The sequence below is a fragment of the Micromonospora sp. NPDC049274 genome (assembly GCF_040678875.1).
Classification (GTDB): Bacteria; Actinomycetota; Actinomycetes; order Mycobacteriales; family Micromonosporaceae; genus Micromonospora.
On record NZ_JBFAQS010000030.1, the window covers coordinates 29568 to 48376 of the forward strand.

The following is an 18809-nucleotide window of genomic DNA, read 5'->3' on the forward strand; positions in this document are numbered from 1 at the left end:
GGCCGACCGCCAGACCGGCAGGCGTCAGGACGGGGCGGCGACGGCCCGGGCGGCGGTCGGGTCCAGGGTGGCGCCGGCCGGCACGAGGCTGACCAGGCCGGCAGGCAGCCGCACCGGTCGCACGTCGCGGTAGCCGAGCATCGCCAGCACCTCCCGGTCGGCCAGCACGTACCGCCGGCCCAGGTCGGTGACCACGGACACCGCGCCTCCGGACGCGCCGGGCGCCGCGGCGGCCTCGACCACCGCGCCGCCACCCGGCTGCACCACCACATGGTCGGCCAGCGCCGCGCCGCCGCTCGGCGCGGTCCGGGGAACGGCCGCCAGATCCGGCAGCCGTACGCCGCTGAGCACCTCGCCCGCGCCGCCGTCGTCGCCGACCCGGGCGCAGATCGCCGCGTCGTCGGAGGTCGCGAGCCGGGGCGGGACGGGCGGCGGCGCGGTGGGGCCGCTCGGGGCGAGGTCGGGCATCGTCGGCAGCGCGGCGAACCGACCCAGCGTCATCGGTTCCGACTCCCCCTGCCCGGTGCGGGCCAGCAGCAGCCCGGCCTGCAACTCGGTGATCCCGGCCAGCCCGCCGTCGAGCGCCACCGCGTACTGCCGACCGCCGCCGGAGTTACGGACCAGGTAGACCTGACCGATCGTGGCCCCGGGCACCCGGGTGGAGGCTTGACCCTCGCCGGGCAGCGCCGGCGGGGCCAGGTCGACGCCGGCGGGGAGCGCGTTGAGCAGGGCGGGCGCGACCGGCACCGACCGGGAACGAGTGGTGGCCAGCGCGGCCAGCACGCGGTTGGGATCACGGATCAGGTACCGGTGCTGGTGCCACACGAGGTGCAGGCCGCCGTCCGGGTGGCGCAGCAGCAGGGCGTCGTCGCCCAACGACCGACCGCCGTCGGGTTCGGTGCCGATGAGCAGCGCGGAGCGGGGGTCCTCACCGCCGGCAGTCGAGCAGACCGTCCAGGCGGCCGCCGCCAGCCGGCCCGGGGCGGGCAGCGAGTCCGGTGCGTCGGCGATGCCCAGCGGCAGGCCACGCGGCACCCCGTCGATCGACCGCCGGGAGACCAACACGGTCTTCGACCGGTCCGCACCGACGATCAGCAACGCCGACGTGTAGTTGAGCACCGGGTGCAGCTTCTGCTCGCGGTAGACGAACCGGGCGCCGGACTCCTTCTCCACGATCACCGCGCCCGGATCGCGCCACCCCGTGCCGCCACCGGCGAACAGGCCGTAGAGCGCGAAGCCCCCGAGCCCGATCGCCGCGACGAGGACGCTGGCCAGGCCCGCGCCAGCCAACCGCCGAAACGGCGACTGGGCCGGGTCGGTCTCCCGCATCACCAGGGCGGCGACCGCCCGCTGGACGCTGAACTGGTAGGAGTGCAGCTGATCCTGCCGCGACGGCATGAGGTCCCTTCCGCTGGTTCGACCGGGCCACAGGATATGCGCTGCGTCGATGTCCCGTGGACCCTGCGTGGCGGCCCCGCCCCCGACCGGTACCATCCGGGGACGAATCCGGCGGCGAGAGGGCACCCGTGGGCGCGCGTTTCGAGGAGCTGGCCTGGCGGGAAACCCCGATCGGCGCGATCAGCCTGCGGCGACGCCGCGATCCGGCACTCCAGGTCGAGGTGTACGAGGTCAAGCTCGACGACGAGTACCTGATGTCCAGCCTCTTCCCCGTCGCCGAGATCGAGCTGGCCCGGCTGGGCCTGGCCGAACTGACAGGTGACGTCCTCGACGTGGTGGTCGGCGGCCTCGGACTGGGCTATACCGCGTGCACCGCGCTGGCCGACCCCCGGGTCGGGTCACTGCTCGTCGTGGAGGCCGTCGAGGACGTCATCGACTGGCATCGGCGAGGGCTGCTGCCGTTCGCGGCCGGGCTCGCCGAGGATCCGCGGACCCGGTTCGCGCGGGCCGACTTCTTCGCCGCCGTGGCGGCCGACGACGGTTTCGACGCCGAGTCCCCCGGCCGGCGGTTCGACGCCGTCCTGCTCGACGTCGACCACTCGCCGCGCAACGTCCTGCACCCCAGCCACGCCCCCTTCTACACGCCGGACGGGCTGCGCCGGCTCGCCGCGTTGCTGCGCCCGGAGGGCGTCTTCGCGCTCTGGTCGGACGACCCGCCGGACGACGAGTTCGTCGCGGCGCTCACCGAGGTGTTCGCGACCGCGCGGGCGCAGGTCGTGCCGTTCGCCAACCCCCTCACCGGCGGAGAGTCCGCCAACACCGTCTACGTGGCCCGCCGCTGATCCCGCTCCTCCCTCTTCGTCTTGGCGCTGGGTCCCGGTTCGCGGGGACAGCAGGCACACGATCGCGGAGGGTGGGGCCGGAGGGCTCGTTTGGGGATGGCGGGATCGGGAAGGGGAGGCTCGGGCCCGCGTATCCGAACGCGGCCCGTCCTGGGAGGTCGAGATGCGCGCCATGCTCTGGGTCGTCGGCGTGGTCGCCGGCGTGCTGATTCTGCTCGGGCTGATTCTCGAGGCGGTCCGCTGGCTGATCATCATCGGTCTGATCGCGCTGGTGATCGTGATCATCCTCGGCGTGGTCAAGGGCCGGCAGGCCATGCACCACCAGACCCGCCGGCGGTGACGCCCGGCCTCCCTCAGAACCAGTCCGCGCGCATGTCGAGCGTGGTCCGGTCGAGGCTGTCCAGCAGGTCGAACTGCGGGCCCGTGCGGGGCAGCTCGACCGTGAAGAAGTAGCGGGCGGCCTGCCGCTTACCGGCGTGGAAGGCGTCGCCACCCTCCTGCGACGGCAACGCCAGCACCTGCTCCAACCACATCCACGCGATCACCACGTGCCCGACCGCCTCCAAATAGACGCTGGCGTTGGCCAGGGCGAGCGCCGGGTCGCCGCCGGCCCAGAGTCGGCGGGTGACCGAGGCGATCCGATCCACCGCGTCGGCCAGCCGGTCGGCCAGCTCGGCGGCCTCGCCCCCGGCCTTACGGCCCCGGGCGACGGTGTCGCTCATCGTCTCGGACAGCAGGAGCAGACCCGCGCCGTCGCGCATGGTCATCTTGCGGCCCAGCAGGTCCAGTGCCTGGATGCCGTGGGTGCCCTCGTGGATCGGGTTGAGCCGATTGTCGCGGTAGTGCTGCTCCACGTCGTGGTCGCGGGTGTAGCCGGCGCCGCCGAGGACCTGGATCGCCAGGTCGTTGGCTGCCAGGCACCACTGCGACGGCCAGCTCTTGGTGATCGGGGTGAGCACGTCCAACAGCAGGTGCGCCCGCTCCCGGTCGGTAGGCTCCGGGGCGGTCTGCTCCTCGTCGAGCAGCCGGGCGCAGTAGAGCACCAGGGCCAGGGCGCCCTCCACGTAGCTCTTCTGCGCGAGCAGCATCCGCCGTACGTCCGGATGGTCGATGATCGGCACCTGCGGTGCCGCCGGGTCCTTCGCGTCGACCGGTCGGCCCTGCGGCCGCTCACGGGCGTACGCCAGGCTCTTGAGGTAGCCGGTGTAGCCCAGCGCCATGGCGCCGGCGCCCACGCCGATCCGGGCTCCGTTCATCATGTGGAACATCTGGGCGAGCCCCTGGTGCGGCGCACCGACCAGGTGGCCCACCGCGCCGGGGCGACCGTCGGGGGTGTGCCCGCCGTCGCCGAAGCTGAGCAGCGTGTTGGTGGTCCCCCGGAAGCCCATCTTGTGGTTGAGCCCGACGAGCACCACGTCGTTGCGGTCGCCGAGCGATCCGTCCGGTCCGACGAGCACCTTGGGCACGACGAACAGGGAGATCCCCTTCACCCCGGGCGGCCCGCCGGGAATCCGCGCCAACACCAGGTGGACGATGTTCTCGGCCAGCTCGTGGTCACCACCGGAGATCCACATCTTGGTGCCGAACAGGCGGTACGTGCCGTCCGGCTGCGGCTCCGCCCTGGTGGTGATGTCGGCCAGTGAGCTGCCGGCGTGCGGCTCGGACAGGCACATGGTGCCGAAGAACCGACCCTCCAGCATGGGTCGCACGTACGTGTCGACCTGCTCGGCGCTGCCGTGCGCCAGCAACAGCTTCGCGTTGCCGAGGGTCAGCATCGGGTACGCCGACGTGGCCACGTTGGCCGCCTGGAACCAGGCGAAGCAGGCGGCGGCGACGGCCTGCGGCAGTTGCAGACCGCCTACCGACTCGTCCAGCCCGGCGGTGAGCAGTCCCGTCTCGGCGAAGCTCTCCAACGCCGCGCGTACCTGCGGGATCAGCCGCACCCGCTGCCCGTCGAACGTCGGTTCGGCGAGGTCGGCGGCGCGGTTGTGCGGAGCGAACTGCTCGGTGGCCACCCGCTCGGCGAGGTCCAGGGCGTCGTCGAAGGTCTCCCGGGAGTGCTCGGCGTAGCGGGGACGCTCGACGAGCTGCGACACCCGCAACCAGTCGTGCAGCAGGAAGTCGAGGTCACGGCGGGAGAGCAGGGTGGACGGCACGGAACTCCTCGGCGGGGCTGGGGTGTCGGTTCGGGGTGGCGGCCGGCGTCGCCCCGACCATCCTGACCGATGGATCGGGAGCACACCACCGCCGCCCGTCGTCGGGCGTCATTGTCGTACCCGTCGCCTAGCGTTCTGGCCCGTGACCGCACCCGGAGACGTCGACCCCGAGGTTCTCGACCGGCTGCGCCCGATCTGCCGCGGGCTGCCGGAGACGTACGAGGAGCCGGCCTGGGTAGGCACCCGCTGGCGGATCCGCCGACGCACCTTCGCCCACGTACTCACCGTCGACCCCCACCGTCAAGCGGTGCTCGCGCGTGCCGCCGCGCTCGACCGGCCGTCCTGCCTGATGGTCTTCCGGTCGCCGCTCGACGAGATCGCCGGTCTCCTGAGCGGCGGGCACCCCTTCTACAAGCCGGACTGGAGCCCGAACGTGCTGGGCATGATTCTGGACGAGGCCACCGACTGGGCCGAGGTCGGCGAGCTGCTCACCGAGAGCTACAGCGTGCAGGCACCCAAACGGCTGGTCGCCCTGGTTGACCGGCCTGCCTGAGCGCACCCGGCGAGGCCGGCGCTTCGCGGCGCTCGGCATGGGGATACCGCGCATCGCCACCCTGCCCGCCTCGCCACGACGGGCGACGGACGGGAGTCCTCGATATCCTGCCTCGCATGCATCGAAGCCGTGTGTACGCGTTGCTGATCGACACGCCGGAGGCGGAGGCCGCGCGGGCGGCGGAGTTCTGGTCTGCGGCGCTCGGCGTCGGCACCCGGTCCCATCCGGCCGAGCCGCAGTTCGTCGGTCTGCACGAGGCGTTGCCCGGCCTGGTCACCGCCGTCCAGGCCGTCGACGACGCGCCGCGCTACCACCTCGACATCGAGACCGACGACGTGGCGGCCGAGACCGCACGGCTCATCGGTCTGGGCGCCACCGAGGTGTCGCAGTGGTTGGAGTGCCGCATTCTGCGGGCGCCCGGCGGGCACCTGCTCTGCGTGCTGCCGGTGGAGAGCCCGCCCGAGGTGTTCGACGCCCAGGCCCGCACCTGGCCGTGACCCATCGGCCTGTCAGGGGTCGGCGCTAGGGTTCGCGCCATGGCTGATGTGGTGCTGGTGGCGGGTGCGTGGCTGGGGTCGTGGGCGTGGGACGAGGTGGCGCCGGCGCTGCGGGCCGCCGGGCACCAGGTCCTTCCCCTGACCCTGTCCGGTCTCGCCGAGAGGCAGGGCGTGCCCGCCGGGCAGCAGACCCACGTGCAGGACGTCGTCGGCGAGATCGAGCGGCGCGACCTGCGTGACGTGGTGCTGGTCGGGCACAGCTACTCGGGCATCCCGGTGGGTCAGGCAGCCGCGCGGATCGGCGACCGGTTGACCCGGGTGGTCTACGTCGACGCGGAGGTGCCTGTCGACGGTGAGTCGTTCGCGTCCGGCTGGTGGCAGGGTCAGGCGGCGTTCGAGTCGGTGCTCGCCGACAACGGCGGCGACTGGCCGCCGCTCGACGCGTCCGAGTTCGACGGTCAGGGGCTCACCGACGAACAGGTTGCCCGACTGCTCAAGGGCGCCACCCCGCACCCGGGGGCCACGCTTACCGAGCCGGCCGTGCTGGCACGCCCGCTGGGCGAGCTGCCGACGACGTACGTCAAGTGCCTGCTCGACGGGCCGGAGCCCAACGACACGGTGGCCGCGTTGCTGACAGGCGAGCAGTGGCGACTGGTCCCGATGGCAACCGGCCACTGGCCGATGTTCTCCCAGCCCGCCGAGCTGGCCCGGTTGCTGGCCGACGAGATCGGCTGACCGGTCCGGAGGGCTCAGGGCGCGGCCGCGTCGAGCGTCCTGATGTGGCGCACCGGGGACGCGAGCAGCCACAGCACGGCGAGCATGCCGCCCACCCCGGCGACCACCAGGGCCGAGCGCAGCCCGAGGGTGGTGCCCAGCGCGCCGCCGACAAGCGCGCCGAGTGGCCGGATGCCGTAGTTGACGGCGCTGTACGCGCCGGCCCGACGACCGCGCGCGTCGTCGGGCGTCACGGCCATGAGCAGGGCGTTGAGGTTGACGTCCATCAGCATCACACCGAGGCTGGACACCAGCTCGATGGCCGCCAGCATGGCCATTTTCGCCCACGTCGGGCCGGCGATCAGCGCCGTCAGCGCCAGCGGCGCGGGAAAGGCCACCACGCCGATCATCGCGGTCCGGCCCAGTCCGATGGCCCGCGACAGGCGGGGCGCCAGGGCCGCGCCGGCCAGTCCGCCGAGCGCGCCGACGCCGAACGCGACGCCGATGGCGCCGGGCGAGAGGTGGAGTTCACGGTTGGCGTAGAGCACCAGCAGCGCGGCGGCGATGAAGGTGAAGAAGTTGACGGTGGTGGTGCAGCCGAGCGCGGCGCGCAGCACCGGGTGGCGCAGCACCAGCACCAGGCCCTCGCGGACCAGCCCGAGGGTGGACGTCTTGCGGGGCGGCGGAGGCGACTCGGTGACCGGGATGCGACGCAGCAGCAGCGCGGAGGCGAGGAAGGACACCGCGTCGACGAGGATCGCCACCGGCGCGCTGAGCGCTTGGACGAGGCCACCGCCGACGGCCGGACCGGCGATGAACGAGAGGGACCGGCTCACGCTGAGTTTGCTGTTCGCGTCCACGTACGCCGATCGCGGCACCAGGGCGACGAAGAACGCCTGCTGCCCCAGGGCGAACAGGACGGCCCCGGCGCCGGTGAGCAGCGCCACCAGGTAGAGCTGGGTGAGGGTGACCGCGCCGACCAGGTAGGCCACGGGCAGGCTGAGCAGCACGGCCGCGCGGGCGAGGTCGGCGAGGATCAGGAGTCGACGCTTGTGGGTGCGCTGGTCCACCCAGGCGCCGAGGAACAGGCCCAGCAGGTTGGGCAGCCAGATCAGCGCGGTGAGGACGCTTACCTGGACGGGCGTTGCGGCGAGCAGGGAGACGGCGATCAGTGGCAGGGCCAGCTCGCTGATCCGGTCACCGAACGCCGAGATCGTCTGGCCGATCCAGAAGGTGCGGAACCGGCTGTCGTGGTGCAGCGCCGGTGCGGGCGGGGCGTCGACGGCGGTCATGACGCGGACGAGTCGTCGGCCGGCTCGGGCAGCAGGTAGCGCAGCATCCGGACGATCTGCGCGCCGGCCGGCTTCGTGTCGTCGTCCTTGCGCCGCACGTACGGGCCGATCAGCTCCTCGATCGCCTCTTCGAGGTGCCGCATCTCGTCGGGCGTCGCGACGAAGCGGGTGTCGGCCACCCCGGCGAGCACGCGCCACTCGGCGTCCAGACGGGGTTCGTCGTGCAGCAGCCACTGCTGTGGCGTCTCCGCGATCCGGGCGAACATCTCGCCGCGTAGCTGCCGTCCCGCGGCCTGCCCCTCGGCGTCGTCGGGCAGCGTGAACCGGAACCCCCGGGCGGCCGCCTGCCACCAGCGCTCCCGCTTGCTGGTGGCACCGTCGGCGTCGGTGACCAGACCGAACGTCGCGAGGTGGCGCAGGTGCCAGCTGACCACCGACGGCGTGGCGCCGACGTGCGGCGACAGTCCGGTGGCCGTGGCCGGGCCGTGCCGCTGGAGCCGGTCGAGAATGGCCAACCGGACGGGATGCGCCAGCGCCCGCAGCGCCTGCGGCTCGGTGATCTCGAAATCCCCGTACGGATTAGTGAGAGACATGTTTCGAAAGTAGTCTCTCAGATTCACCGAGGCAAGCCTTCGCTAGCTCACCCCCAGGCGGGCCAGCGGCTCGACCAGCTCGCGCTCCTCGTAGCTGAGGTGCGACAGCAGGGCATCGGTCAACAGGTCCATCGCATCGCGCAGCTCGGCCAGGCCGTCCGGCGTCCCGACGTACGCGACAAGCGCCTTGTCGACGCCCTCCAGCACCTCGTGGATGACGTGGTGCTCCTGCTCCAGCCGGTCGACGACCGGCCGCAGCCGCGGGTCGGCCTGCCGCAATCGTGGGAAGAGTGCCTGGTCCTCGATGGTGTGGTGGGTGGTGACGATGCGGCAGTAGGACTCGCAGTAGGCGCCAAGCGTCCACCGGTTCTGCCGCATGGTCATCGTGTTGATGTGCGATCGCGCCGCGCCGGCGTCGATCTCGCCCGCCGCGACCTGCTCGATGAGGTCGTGGATCTCGGCCAACTCGCCGCGCAGGCCGTCGTGCACCTGCACGAGATGCTGGCCGGCTGCCTGCTCGTGCGCCGTGTAGGTGCGCGTCGGGTCGGGTGTGGGCCCGCTCGGGCGAGCGGACTCGTCCCAGACCCGCCGGTCGCTGAGCCGCCGGCCGTCGTCAGGCGTCGGCACCACAGCGAAGGCCCCGCCGGTCACCCTCGCGCGGGTCGGCCGTGGGGCGGGCGCGACGAGCGCCGCCGGCTGCGCGGCCACCACGGGCTCGGCGGGAGTACGCGCCGACGGGGTGCCACTGTCACGTTCGGCCGCGACCAGTTCGCGTACGGCGGGAGCCACCTCGCCGGCGAACCGGCGCAGGTCGTCGGGGTTGTCGCTGGCGAGGATGAACGTGCTGACGCCGTCGACAAGCGCCAAGTCGACAAGCTCCCGCACCCACTGCCCGGCGGGCCCGTGCAACAGGCCGCCACCGGTCGACGAGAAGGTGCCGGAGATGTTGAGCAGCCGGCGGACGTCGCCTGGCGAGCGGCCGGCCTCCCGCGCGGCATCGTCGATGATCTTGTTGCCGCCGGCCAGGTCGCCGGGCTGGAGGTAGTCCAGTGACGGCAGCCAGCCATCCGCCCGGCGACCGGTGAGCGCGAGCATGCGCGGCTTGTACGCCCCGAGCCAGATCGGCACCGCGTGGGCGGGTGCGGGACCGCGCTTGGCACCGACCACCCGGTGGAACTCGCCGTCGACCCGCACGCCACCGCGCGCCTGCGCGTCCCACATCTGCCGGATGACGTCGACGGCCTCCTCCAGCGCCCGCACGCCCTGCCCGGGCGTCAGCCGCCGACCGCCCATCGCCTCGATGGCGTCCCAGAACGCTCCCGCGCCGAGGCCCAGCGCGACCCGACCGCCGCTGAGCAGGTCGAGGCTGGCGACGCTGCGGGCGAGCACGGCGGGCGGGCGCAGCGGCAGGTTGGTGACGTTCGCCGACAGGCGCACCCGGTCCGTGCGCGCGGCGACGAAGCTCAGCAGCGTCCAGGTGTCCAGAAACCGCGGCTGGTACGGATGGTCCTGGAAGGTGACCAGGTCCAGCCCGACCTGCTCGGCCAGGACCGCGAGCCCGACCGTGCGGTCCGGATCGTCGTTGCCCGGCGTGGTGAACGATCCGAAGACCAGGTCGTGGCCGTAGTCGCTCATGGCGAGCCTCCCGTCGTGACGCGTCGGACGATGCGTCGTGACCTCAACCTTATGTCGGACAGAACATCTGTTGCCAACAAGGTTGGTGCGCCTGCGCTATTGTCGGGGGCATGACGGCTGTCACCGACCGGCCGGACCGGCCCGATCCCCTCGACGACGTTCTGGGCTGGATGCTGGGAATCGTCTTCCGGGGCTACGTCCGGGCAGCCGAGCACGCCCTTACCGACTTTCCCGGCGGCCCGCGTGGCTACCAGGTGCTCACCGCCGCGGCCACCGGGCCGGCCCGCAACCAGGGCGCGATCGCCGAGGAGCTGGGCATCGACCGGACGGTGCTCACGTACCTGATCGACGACCTCGAACGCCCCGGGTTCGTCGCCCGGCGGGCGGACCCGACCGACCGGCGCAGCCGGCTGGTGGACGTCACCGACGCCGGGCGGGCGGCCCGGGAGCAGCGGCGCGGGGCGCTGCGACAGGTCGAGGCGCACCTGCTGGGGGCGCTCACGCCTGCCGAGTCGGCGACCCTGCGGGCCCTACTGCAACGGGTCGCCTGCTCGACACAGGCGATCGACCCCCTGCGCGATCTCTGCCAGGCGGTGGCCGAGGTGCGGCCCGAGCCCGCTGCGCCGGCGCCGAGTCCACCGCACACAGCGGCCGACCCCGCTCGGCCACGCGCCACCCGATCGCGCCGCCGCAGCGACGACTGACCGCGCCGGGCATCGCTCACGCGCCGGCCGCAACGGCGCGGGCCCGCCGGCCCCTCCCCGACCATGGCGCGTCGAGGGGTGCCGGCGGGCCCGCCGTGTCGCTGCGGCGACGGGTCAGCGCACGTGCACGAACACCGGGTTCGAGTAGAACCACAGGTCGTCCCACGGGCTCTCCAGCCCGTCGGCGAGCGGCTCGGCCTCGTCGGTGCTGGTGCCGCGCACCCGCGCGTAGGTGTCGGCCTCGACGTTGCGCAGGGTGTGGCGGATGACGTAGTCCGCACCCTGACGACGCCAGTCCCGCGGACCGAACCGGGCCACCACCTTGGTGGTGGGGTTGGTGTCGGCGTCCAGGTTGGCGCTCGGCCCGGTGATCTGACCGACGATCAGGTCGACCCGGCGGACCTCGGGACGGTCCCCGTTGCCGTTCACACCGTCCAGCGGACGGAACCTGATCTCGATCTCGACGTCGGTGCGGCTGCGGCGGCTGACCGTGATGGTCTCGCCGACCTCGGCCGTCCGCCCCTGGGACCTGGCGGTCACGTCGAGACTGCGGATCAGGTCACCGGTGGTCACCCAGATCCGGCCGTTGCGCAGGCCGTCCATGATGTCGCCGTAGTCCTGACGGGCGTGCACGTAGGTCTTGCTGTACTCGCCCGGCCAGAAGTCCGAGCCGCCGCGCGACCAGTGCACGTGCGAGTCCGACGTCGCGGTGATCCACCAGCGCCGGCCCTCACCGAGCAGCGAGTCCCAGAGCCCACCGACCCGCGCGGTCATCTGGTCGAAGCCGCCGTAGGTGGGGTGGTTGCCGTACCCGCCGCGCTTACCGCCGTTGAGCGGACCGGCCTGGTGGCCGGGCGCGCCCTCGAAGCCGATGTAGACATCCGGCGCGGCGTTGTTGCCGTTGCGGAACTCCCGCGGCGTGTCCTGGCCGTAGACGCCGAGGCCGGTGGCCGAGCGGGACGCGTGGTGGGCGATGACCAGCGGCTTGTGCGGCATGCCCCGGGCGACCTTGAGGAACTCCACCATCCTGGCCTCGGTGTCGCGGGCCGGGTCGGTGGGGAAGGCGTCGTACTTGGCGAACCGGCTCTCCAGCTCGAAGAGCTGCTTCGCCTCGTCCTCGTGGCGCGGGATCATCAGCGTGTGGTGGTCCAGCGCGGGCGCGTCGAACTCCATGCCCCAGAACTGGAGCACCTCGGGGACCAGCTTGCGCGAGCGCAACAGGTCGGGGTACGCCTGCTCGATGTTCACCTTCGAGTGCGTCGGGCCACCGTGGTCGGTGCACATGGCCCAGGTCAGACCGAAGTTCTTGGCCATGATCGCGTTGGTGACGATCGGGTAGACCGCGTCGGCGCCCTTGTGGAAGACGATAGGGCTCTTCGTGGTGTCGAACTCGCCGCTGTACTCGGAGTGCACGTGGTGGTCACCAGCGCGCCAGGCCCGGTTCTTGGTGTTGCCCCGGTCGCTCGTGTCGTCGCCGGGTCGGCGCTCGTCGTCGGCCCACGCCGCGCCCGCGCCCACGAGCGGGCTGGCGGCGGCCAGCGTCGCGCCGACGCCGGCGTACTTGACCAGCTTGCGCCGCGACAGCTGCGCGCGCTCGACCTCTTCGGCTTGCTTGTCTCTCACGTGAGAGCCTCTCCTCGATCAAGCGAATGCTCTTTCGATCAAGAAGCCTTGAAGAGCTCGGTGAACGCCCGCAGTACGACGGGCGGGCTCCCGATGAACACCCTGGCCGAGCCCGTTGAAGGGCGTGGTGTGCGGCGGTCGCGGGTCACGCCACGACAGCGCAGCGTGGGTCAGGGCAACGGCCCGGGTCAGGGCAACTGTCGCGGATCGCGGGCCGACCGCGCCGCCGACGGCTGGCGCGGTGCGGTGGGCACCGACGGCGCGAGGTCGACGGCGGGCAGTCCGGCCCGGCCCGTGACCGGAAGGATCAGGTGGCTGCGACCGAGGTCGACCCGGACTGTCGCGTCCTGGTCGTCGGTATCGGTGAACTCCGGGTCGCTCTGGCCGAGCACCAGGCCGAGGACGTGCCCGGCCGGCACCACCGCGTCGTACGCGCTCAGCGGCACGGTCACCACGTACCACCGGTCCGGCCGCAGCGGCGTGGTGAACCGCAGCGTGCGGTGGTGCGCGGCGTCCAGCCAGCCCCGGGTCAGCACCGCGTGGTCGGAGACCTCGGTGATCTCCTCGGTGTCGTGGTAGCAGGCGTCGTCGACGTCTGTGGATGCACCCCAGCAGGACTCGGTGTCCAGCGTCCGCACTCCCCCGAAGCTGATTCGCTCGGCGGTGCCGTAGTCGACGAGCCGGACGCTCAGCGCGGCGGTCGGCCGGTCCACCCGCACCCGTAGCCGCACGGACGGGCTGCCCGAGATCCGCAGTGGAGTGCGCAGGGTGCCGGAGAGGAAGACCAGCCGGCCGGCGGTCGCGGTGTTCGGCTCGGCGGTCACCTCCTCCTCGGTCAACGACTCGTCGACGTACGCCTGCTCCTCGCCCGGTCGCGCGCCGCGCCCGCCCAGCGTGCCTGTCACGCCGTCGCCGACGCCGAGGGGCACGCGGACGTCGCGGGCGCCGGGGGCCGGCCAGTCCCGCTGCGTCGTCCACGTGTGCGGCGCGGTCTGCAGGTCGACCCGCGGCTCGTCCAGCACCCCGTTGGGCAGCCCCTGCAACCAGTAGTCGAACCAGCGATGCAGGGCGGCCACCCACTCGGCGCGTCGCACGTCGAACGGATCCTGGTGACCCGACTGGGAGAGCCACAGCTTGCGGGGCACGCCACGCTCGGCCAGCTCCTGCCACCAGTCGGCGAACTGGTTGGTCGTGACGTTGAGGTCGTTGAGGCCGTGCGCCGCGAAGACGCTGGCCTGGACGCGGTCGGCCGAGGGCCGGTAGTCCCGCTGCGCCCAGAACCCGTTGTAGTTCCCGGTCTCCTCCGCGCTGTCCCCGCGCAGCCGGGCCAGTACCTGCGCGCAGACGTCCTCCGGGCGGCCGTTGACGGCCTCGTGCAGGTAGCCGGGATAGTCGGGGGCGGTCAACAGCCCCCGGTACCGCATGTAGTCGTACCAGCTGGAGATCGCCGAGATGGGCACGATGGTGGCCAGGCCCGGCACCCCGGTGGCGGCGACCCCGTTGGCGACCGAGCCGTCCCACGACTTGCCGATCATGCCGACCCGGCCGGTGCTCCAGCCGGCGTCCACCTGTCGACCGTCGGCCGTGAAGGCGCGGGCCCGGCCGTTGAGCCAGTCCACCACAGCCCTGGCGCTGCCCACCTCAACCGGCCCGCCGACGTCCTCGCAGCCGGTCGAGCGGGCCGTGCCGGCGAGGTCGACGGCGACGAAGGCGTATCCGCGCGGGACGAAGTAGTTGTCGTAGAAGAGGGGCACCTTGGCGATGACACCCGCCGCGTCGTACGTCTTGAGCTCGCCCTCGTTGCCCCGGCCGCAGCAGAGGTAGTAGGGCGAGGCTTCCATGATGACCGGCACGCGGAACCCGGCCGCGGCCGCCTCCCGGGGCCGGACGACGTCCACCGCCACCCGGTCACGCGCACCGTCACCATCGCTGTCGACACGGGTCTCGACCCAGACGCTCTCCCGGATGGCGTCGGCGTAGGAGTAGGCGGGAACGGTCCCGGTTCCGACGACGTGCGGCGGGGTCGGGCGGTGTCGCGCCGTCGGTGCGGCCGCCGTCGCGGCGGCGGGTTCGACGGCGGCGAGCACCGCGACCAGCAGGCTGGCCAGGACGGTGGCGATCCGTGCGCGGGGTCGGGCGGTCGACATGGGTGTCCTCCCGGTTACGACGCGTGAGGACATTCCATCGCATCGATGTTCTCCTGCCTAGTGTCCTCGGCGGCGCGTCGTCGTCAGATCCGGGCGCGCGGCAGCCAGCCGAGAAAACGGAGTCGTGCTCGGGGCAGGGGCAGCGTCGGCAGATCCTGGGCGGCGGCGACGAGGCAGGAGCCGAGATAGACGGCGAGAGCGGCACGCGCCCCGCCGAATTCGGCGAGCAGTTGGCTCTGCTTGGTCGCGCAGGGCCATTCGCGGCCACATCCGGTGCAGGTCCAGCTCGGTGGACTGGGCAGGTGCTCGGGCAGCTTCGTGCGCCGGTACCGGCCCACGACACTGTTGTCCGCGCGCACGTCGCGTCGCCGAGGCTCGGGGCCGCCGTTGCGGTGCGCGGGTGGTCGGGGGGCGGGCAGATAGCGCCGGACGGTGCCGAGGAGCGCTCCGACGCGAACCAGGGCGTCCGGTCCCACGTGGTGGGCCAGCAACGCCGTGAGCAGGTAGTGCCCCAACACGTCGAACGAGTCACGGTTGAGCCGCAGGTCCCGGCACAGGTCGACGAACTCGGGCGTGGACAACGGCACCCGGTCGTCGAGCGCGCGGCGCAGCACCGTCCGCAGCGCGGCGCCGAGGTTCACCAGCGCATCACCCTCGCCCAGTCCCAGGCTGTCCTCGTCCGCCACCCGCGCCAGCGCTTCGGCCACCGCCAGCCGAACGACGCGCTCCGGATCGGTACTGTCCAACGCCTCACCTCCGCCTGCTGGCCGGATCCTCCGGCAGCGGTCCGGACGCCGGCGGCGTCCGGGGGATCATGAACAAGATTTCGTCGCGGCCGCCGGGACGACTAGGACAGCGGGCGCAGGATCGCCGCGCCCGATAGCCGAAAAGCGAAGCCGACTTGCAATTTGTCGGATCGTCGGCAGCGCGCCGCCGACTGCCGTATGGTGGAATTCCCATCAATGGATATCTGAGTTGTTGGGAATGCTTAGAGTTCCGCCCACCGTGACAACGCTCGACCGGTCACCACCCGTCCCTCCGCCGACACCCGAGATCCACTGGGATCCTCCTCCGGCCGCCCCGATCCCGGGCGACCCCAAGGAGGCCGCCACCACCGCCGTACCGCCGGTCAGCAACGTGCCGCGATCAGCGGCGCACGCGCCCGGATACGTCCCGACCACACCGCCGGCCCTGGTCCCCACCCGGCGGTTTCCTCCCGGACGGAGACAGCGGATGACGTCACCAGTGCAGACCCGTGGATTCGAGAGCCGCGACCCGGCGGCCATCCACCGCTTCCTGGCCAGCACGTACACCCCGCACCTGCGGATCCGCGCCGGCGAGATCGGGTACCACCTCGTCCACCAGCGCGTCGACACCGGGCCGTTCGCCCTCGCCACGACACGGCAGACCGCCCATCTCGACATCCAGGTGGGCGACCTCGACGGACTGGTCGTCTGCCGCACCCGCACCGCCCTCATCAGCCGCGCCTGCGAGGGGTCACCCCATCGCTTCGGCCCCGGCGAGACCTTTCTGGTCACCCGCCCCGGGCAGCCGTTCCACCTGCGGTGGGAACCCGGCGAGGTGGAACTCTGCGTCCTGGACCTCGGAGTGCTGACGCAGGTGGCGACCGCCGCGCCGGCCCGCCGGCCGGGCCAGATCCGATTCACCGACCTCGGCGGAGTCGACGCGCCGCTCGCCCGGCAGTGGCACCTGACCACCAGTTACGTCAGCGACATCGTGGCGAGCATCCCGAGCGCCAGCGCCCAGCCGTTGGTGATCGGCAATGCCGCACGGATGCTCGCCGCGGCGGCGCTCGCGATCTTTCCCAACACGGCGTTCACCGACGAGACCGCCGAGGACCGCCGCGACGCCAGCACCGCCACCCTGCGCCGCGCCGTCGCCTTCATGGAGGAGAACGCCGACCGGGACATCAGCGCCACCGACGTCGCCAGCGCCGCCGCCGTCTCCCTGCGCGCGGTGCAACTCGCCTTCCGTCGCCATCTCGGCACCACCCCGATGGCGTACCTGCGTCGGATCCGACTCGACCGGGCCCACCACGATCTGGTGCGCGCCGACCCTCGACAGGAGACCGTTTCGGCGATCGCCAGCCGGTGGGGGTTCGCCAGCCACAGCAGGTTCACCGCCCGGTACCACGCCAGCTACGGGGTGCCGCCGCGCGAGACCCTCAATGCCTGAGGCGGGCCGTCACCGCCCGGGACGCCACCTGGCTCACCGCATCGCGCGGGCCAGGCGGCGCACGGCCTCGTCCATGAGGTCGGGCGCGGCGGCCGCGTAGGTGAGACGCAGATGAGGGGCCGGTGGCTCGGCGGCGTACCAGGGACGACCCGGGAAGATGACGACCCCCTGGGCGGCAGCCGCTACGCCCAACGCCACGTCGTCGGTCCCGTCCGGCAGGCGGGCCCAGAGGTGCAGACCCCCACGCGGAATCGTCTGCGGGCAGAGGCTGGGAAGGTGCCGCCGCAGCGCGCTCACCAGCGCCTCGCGCCGTGTCCGAAGTGCCGTGGCCAGGGCCCGCCGGTGTCGCGGCCACCCCGGGGAGGTGAGGAACTCCAGGGCCGCCTGTTGCAGCGGGCCGGCGACGAAGAAGTCGTCGAGCAGCCGCGCCGCGCGCAGCCGAGCGCCGGCCGGCCCGCGTGCGCCGATGGCGGCGACGCGCAGTCCAGGCGCGATCGATTTGGTCAACGAGCGCAGGTAGATGACATGCCCGTCGGGGTCATCGGCGGCCAGCGGCGGTGGGGCCGGGCCGTCGATGGTCAGATCTCGGGCGTAGTCGTCCTCGATCAGGAACGCCCCGGCGTCGCGTACCGCGTCGGCGACCTGCGCGCGGCGGTGCGCCGCCAGCGTCGCGCCGTGCGGGTTGGCGTGCAGCGGTTGGCAGTAGAAGAGTCGCGCGCCGGTGCGGGCGAACGCGGCGGCGAGCTGATCGGGGCGTACCCCGTCGGCGTCCGCCGGCACTGGCACCACCCGGAGTCCGGCCGCGCGGGCCACCGCCAGCGCGCCCAGGTAGGTCGGTGACTCGACGAGCAGTGTGTCGCCGGGGGCGGCGAGCGCCCGCAACGCCGACGACAGCGCGGCCTGCCCGCCGGAACAGATCACCATGTCGTCGGCCCGCAGTCCGTGCCCGGTCTCGCGGGCGAACCAGGCGCGCAGGTCCTCGCGACCCTCGACCGGTCCGCGCTGCCAGGACGCCGGCTGGCGGGCGGCCCGGGTAAGGGCGGCGCCCAGCGCGGCAGCAGGCTGCAACTCCGCGTCCAGGTAGCCACCGGACAGCGACAGCGCGCCGGCGCGTGGTAGCGCCAGCAGTGCCTGCATCTCGTCCTCACCGGAGGGGCGCGGGCCGAGCGCGACGGTCTGCCAGGACAGGTCGGACACGCGCCGCCCGTCGGACGGCGCGGCCACGAAGGTGCCTCTGCCGGGTCGCGCCTCGATCAACCCCTGGGCAACCAACCGCCGGATCGCCTCGGCGACGGTGACCGGCGACGCCTGGTGCCGGGCGGTCAGCTCACGGACCGAGGGCAGTCGGGCGCCCGGACCGGAGGCGGTCGCCAGTCGGCGTAGATCTTGGATAACGCGCTCGGCTGCGTTACCGTTTTCCATGAGTGAGGATAGTAGCGCTACTGCGACCCGGACGATAACAACCGACCGGGTCGGCGGCCTCGCCCTCGGCGCGCTTGGCGTACTCGGCTTCAGCCTCTCCCTGCCCGCCACCCGCATCGCCGTGCATCACCTCGACGCATGGTTCGTCGCGTTCGGCCGGGCCGTCGGCGCGGGCCTGCTCGCCTGGGCGTACCTGCGCCTCAGCGGCGCACCCCGGCCCACTCCGCAACAGTGGCGGCGGCTGGGGATCGTCGCCCTCGGCGTCGTCGTCGGCTTCCCGTTGTTCACCTCCCTGGCGCTGCGCACGCAGACCTCCGCGCACAGCACAGTGGTCATCGCCGCGCTGCCCGCGATGACGGCCGTGTTCGCGGTGCTGCGCGCCGGCGAACGTCCACCGCCGCTGTTCTGGGTGGCGAGCGTCGGCGGGCTGCTGGCGGTGCTCACGTTCCTCGGCGCGAGTGGCGCGGTACGCGGGGTGATCACCCCGCCCGATGCGTTTCTGCTCGTGGCGGTCGTACTCTGCGGCCTGGGCTATGCCGAGGGCGGCGCGCTCGCCCGCGAGTTGGGCGGCGCCCGGACGATCTGCTGGGCGTTGCTGCTCGCGTTACCCGCCACCGCGTCCGTCACTGTCGCCGCCGCCGTGGCCGACCCGCCGCACACCGATGCCGCGGGCTGGTCGGCGTTCGGCTACCTCACAGTGGTCTCGATGTTCCTGGGCTTCTTCGCCTGGTACGCGGGCCTGGCCCGGGGCGGCATCGCGCGGGTCGGCCAGGTCCAACTCGCGCAGCCGGTGCTCACCCTGGGGTGGTCGGCACTGCTGCTCGGCGAGCGGGTGACCGCCGCCTCGATGCTGGCGGCCGCGGCGGTGCTGGGGTGCGTCGTGCTGACCCAGCGCAGCCGGCGTCGGGCGCCGGGGGTGCGACGCGCGAAACCCGACTCGGCCTAGCTTGAGTTTTAACCTGCGGCTGGGTGGCATCGACCCCGGCTGATCATGAGGACAGCCCTTGATCGATGATTCCTCTTGTCGAGGGAAGAAA

17 protein-coding genes are annotated in these 18809 nt (G+C 72.7%); 8 read left to right on the top strand and 9 right to left on the bottom strand.

The window, feature by feature from the left end; genetic code table 11:
- Positions 1-24: 24 nt before the first annotated feature.
- Positions 25-1398: a type VII secretion protein EccB gene (gene eccB / locus AB0K10_RS32460; protein WP_363689934.1), complete on the bottom strand. Its 1374-nt coding sequence runs from the start codon at positions 1396-1398 to the stop codon at positions 25-27.
- Positions 1399-1526: 128 nt separating this feature from the next.
- Here eccB and AB0K10_RS32465 point away from each other — a divergent pair, with 128 nt between their 5' ends.
- Together AB0K10_RS32465 and AB0K10_RS32470 are read left to right on the top strand one after the other, a co-directional pair.
- Positions 1527-2240, top strand: coding sequence for a spermidine synthase (locus AB0K10_RS32465; protein WP_363689936.1), 714 nt, complete (start codon positions 1527-1529; stop codon positions 2238-2240).
- Positions 2241-2403: 163 nt separating this feature from the next.
- The gene (locus AB0K10_RS32470) at positions 2404-2580 is read left to right on the top strand and encodes a hypothetical protein (protein WP_007459256.1); all 177 of its coding nucleotides are present in this window, start codon (positions 2404-2406) and stop codon (positions 2578-2580) included.
- Between the two features lie 13 nt (positions 2581-2593).
- On the opposite strand, the gene AB0K10_RS32475 is transcribed toward AB0K10_RS32470, so the two are convergent.
- The gene (locus AB0K10_RS32475) at positions 2594-4396 is read right to left on the bottom strand and encodes an acyl-CoA dehydrogenase (RefSeq protein ID WP_363689938.1); all 1803 of its coding nucleotides are present in this window, start codon (positions 4394-4396) and stop codon (positions 2594-2596) included.
- Between the two features lie 142 nt (positions 4397-4538).
- Here AB0K10_RS32475 and AB0K10_RS32480 point away from each other — a divergent pair, with 142 nt between their 5' ends.
- From AB0K10_RS32480 to AB0K10_RS32490, 3 genes are all read left to right on the top strand, one after another.
- A complete protein-coding gene (locus tag AB0K10_RS32480) occupies positions 4539-4949 on the top strand; it encodes an MmcQ/YjbR family DNA-binding protein (protein ID WP_363689940.1) in 411 nt (136 codons plus the stop codon).
- A gap of 116 nt (positions 4950-5065) precedes the next feature.
- Positions 5066-5446: a VOC family protein gene (locus tag AB0K10_RS32485; protein ID WP_363689942.1), complete on the top strand. Its 381-nt coding sequence runs from the start codon at positions 5066-5068 to the stop codon at positions 5444-5446.
- A 39-nt stretch (positions 5447-5485) separates the two neighbouring features.
- Positions 5486-6181 carry an alpha/beta hydrolase gene (locus AB0K10_RS32490; protein WP_363689944.1) on the top strand — a complete coding sequence of 232 codons (696 nt, stop codon included), beginning with the start codon at positions 5486-5488 and terminating at the stop codon, positions 6179-6181.
- Positions 6182-6195: 14 nt separating this feature from the next.
- On the opposite strand, the gene AB0K10_RS32495 is transcribed toward AB0K10_RS32490, so the two are convergent.
- The 3 genes from AB0K10_RS32495 to AB0K10_RS32505 are packed head-to-tail and all read right to left on the bottom strand — an operon-like array spanning position 6196 to position 9680.
- Complete coding sequence (locus AB0K10_RS32495; protein WP_363689946.1) at positions 6196-7452, bottom strand: MFS transporter; 1257 nt, start codon at positions 7450-7452, stop codon at positions 6196-6198.
- Complete coding sequence (locus AB0K10_RS32500) at positions 7449-8045, bottom strand: helix-turn-helix domain-containing protein (RefSeq protein ID WP_363689948.1); 597 nt, start codon at positions 8043-8045, stop codon at positions 7449-7451. The genes AB0K10_RS32495 and AB0K10_RS32500 overlap by 4 nt, the downstream gene beginning before the upstream one ends.
- A 42-nt stretch (positions 8046-8087) precedes the next feature.
- On the bottom strand, positions 8088-9680 hold the full coding sequence (locus AB0K10_RS32505; protein WP_363689950.1) for an LLM class flavin-dependent oxidoreductase: 1593 nt from the start codon (positions 9678-9680) through the stop codon (positions 8088-8090).
- 110 nt (positions 9681-9790) lie between these two features.
- Here AB0K10_RS32505 and AB0K10_RS32510 point away from each other — a divergent pair, with 110 nt between their 5' ends.
- On the top strand, positions 9791-10384 hold the full coding sequence (locus AB0K10_RS32510; protein ID WP_363689952.1) for a MarR family winged helix-turn-helix transcriptional regulator: 594 nt from the start codon (positions 9791-9793) through the stop codon (positions 10382-10384).
- Positions 10385-10498: 114 nt separating this feature from the next.
- On the opposite strand, the gene AB0K10_RS32515 is transcribed toward AB0K10_RS32510, so the two are convergent.
- The 3 genes from AB0K10_RS32515 to AB0K10_RS32525 form a co-directional block, all read right to left on the bottom strand.
- Positions 10499-12007 carry a phosphoesterase gene (locus AB0K10_RS32515; RefSeq protein ID WP_363689954.1) on the bottom strand — a complete coding sequence of 503 codons (1509 nt, stop codon included), beginning with the start codon at positions 12005-12007 and terminating at the stop codon, positions 10499-10501.
- Between the two features lie 188 nt (positions 12008-12195).
- On the bottom strand, positions 12196-14154 hold the full coding sequence (locus tag AB0K10_RS32520) for a Xaa-Pro dipeptidyl-peptidase (protein ID WP_363689956.1): 1959 nt from the start codon (positions 14152-14154) through the stop codon (positions 12196-12198).
- Between the two features lie 83 nt (positions 14155-14237).
- The gene (locus AB0K10_RS32525) at positions 14238-14900 is read right to left on the bottom strand and encodes a hypothetical protein (protein WP_363689958.1); all 663 of its coding nucleotides are present in this window, start codon (positions 14898-14900) and stop codon (positions 14238-14240) included.
- 487 nt (positions 14901-15387) lie between these two features.
- Between AB0K10_RS32525 and AB0K10_RS32530 the strand changes: the two genes are divergently transcribed.
- Positions 15388-16350 carry an AraC family transcriptional regulator gene (locus tag AB0K10_RS32530; protein ID WP_363689960.1) on the top strand — a complete coding sequence of 321 codons (963 nt, stop codon included), beginning with the start codon at positions 15388-15390 and terminating at the stop codon, positions 16348-16350.
- 33 nt (positions 16351-16383) lie between these two features.
- Here AB0K10_RS32530 and AB0K10_RS32535 read toward each other — a convergent pair whose 3' ends face one another.
- Complete coding sequence (locus AB0K10_RS32535; protein WP_363689962.1) at positions 16384-17772, bottom strand: PLP-dependent aminotransferase family protein; 1389 nt, start codon at positions 17770-17772, stop codon at positions 16384-16386.
- Here AB0K10_RS32535 and AB0K10_RS32540 point away from each other — a divergent pair.
- Positions 17771-18718, top strand: a complete 948-nt coding sequence (locus AB0K10_RS32540) for a DMT family transporter (RefSeq protein ID WP_363689964.1) — start codon at positions 17771-17773, stop codon at positions 18716-18718. The genes AB0K10_RS32535 and AB0K10_RS32540 overlap by 2 nt on opposite strands.
- The last annotated feature ends 91 nt before the right edge of the window (positions 18719-18809 follow it).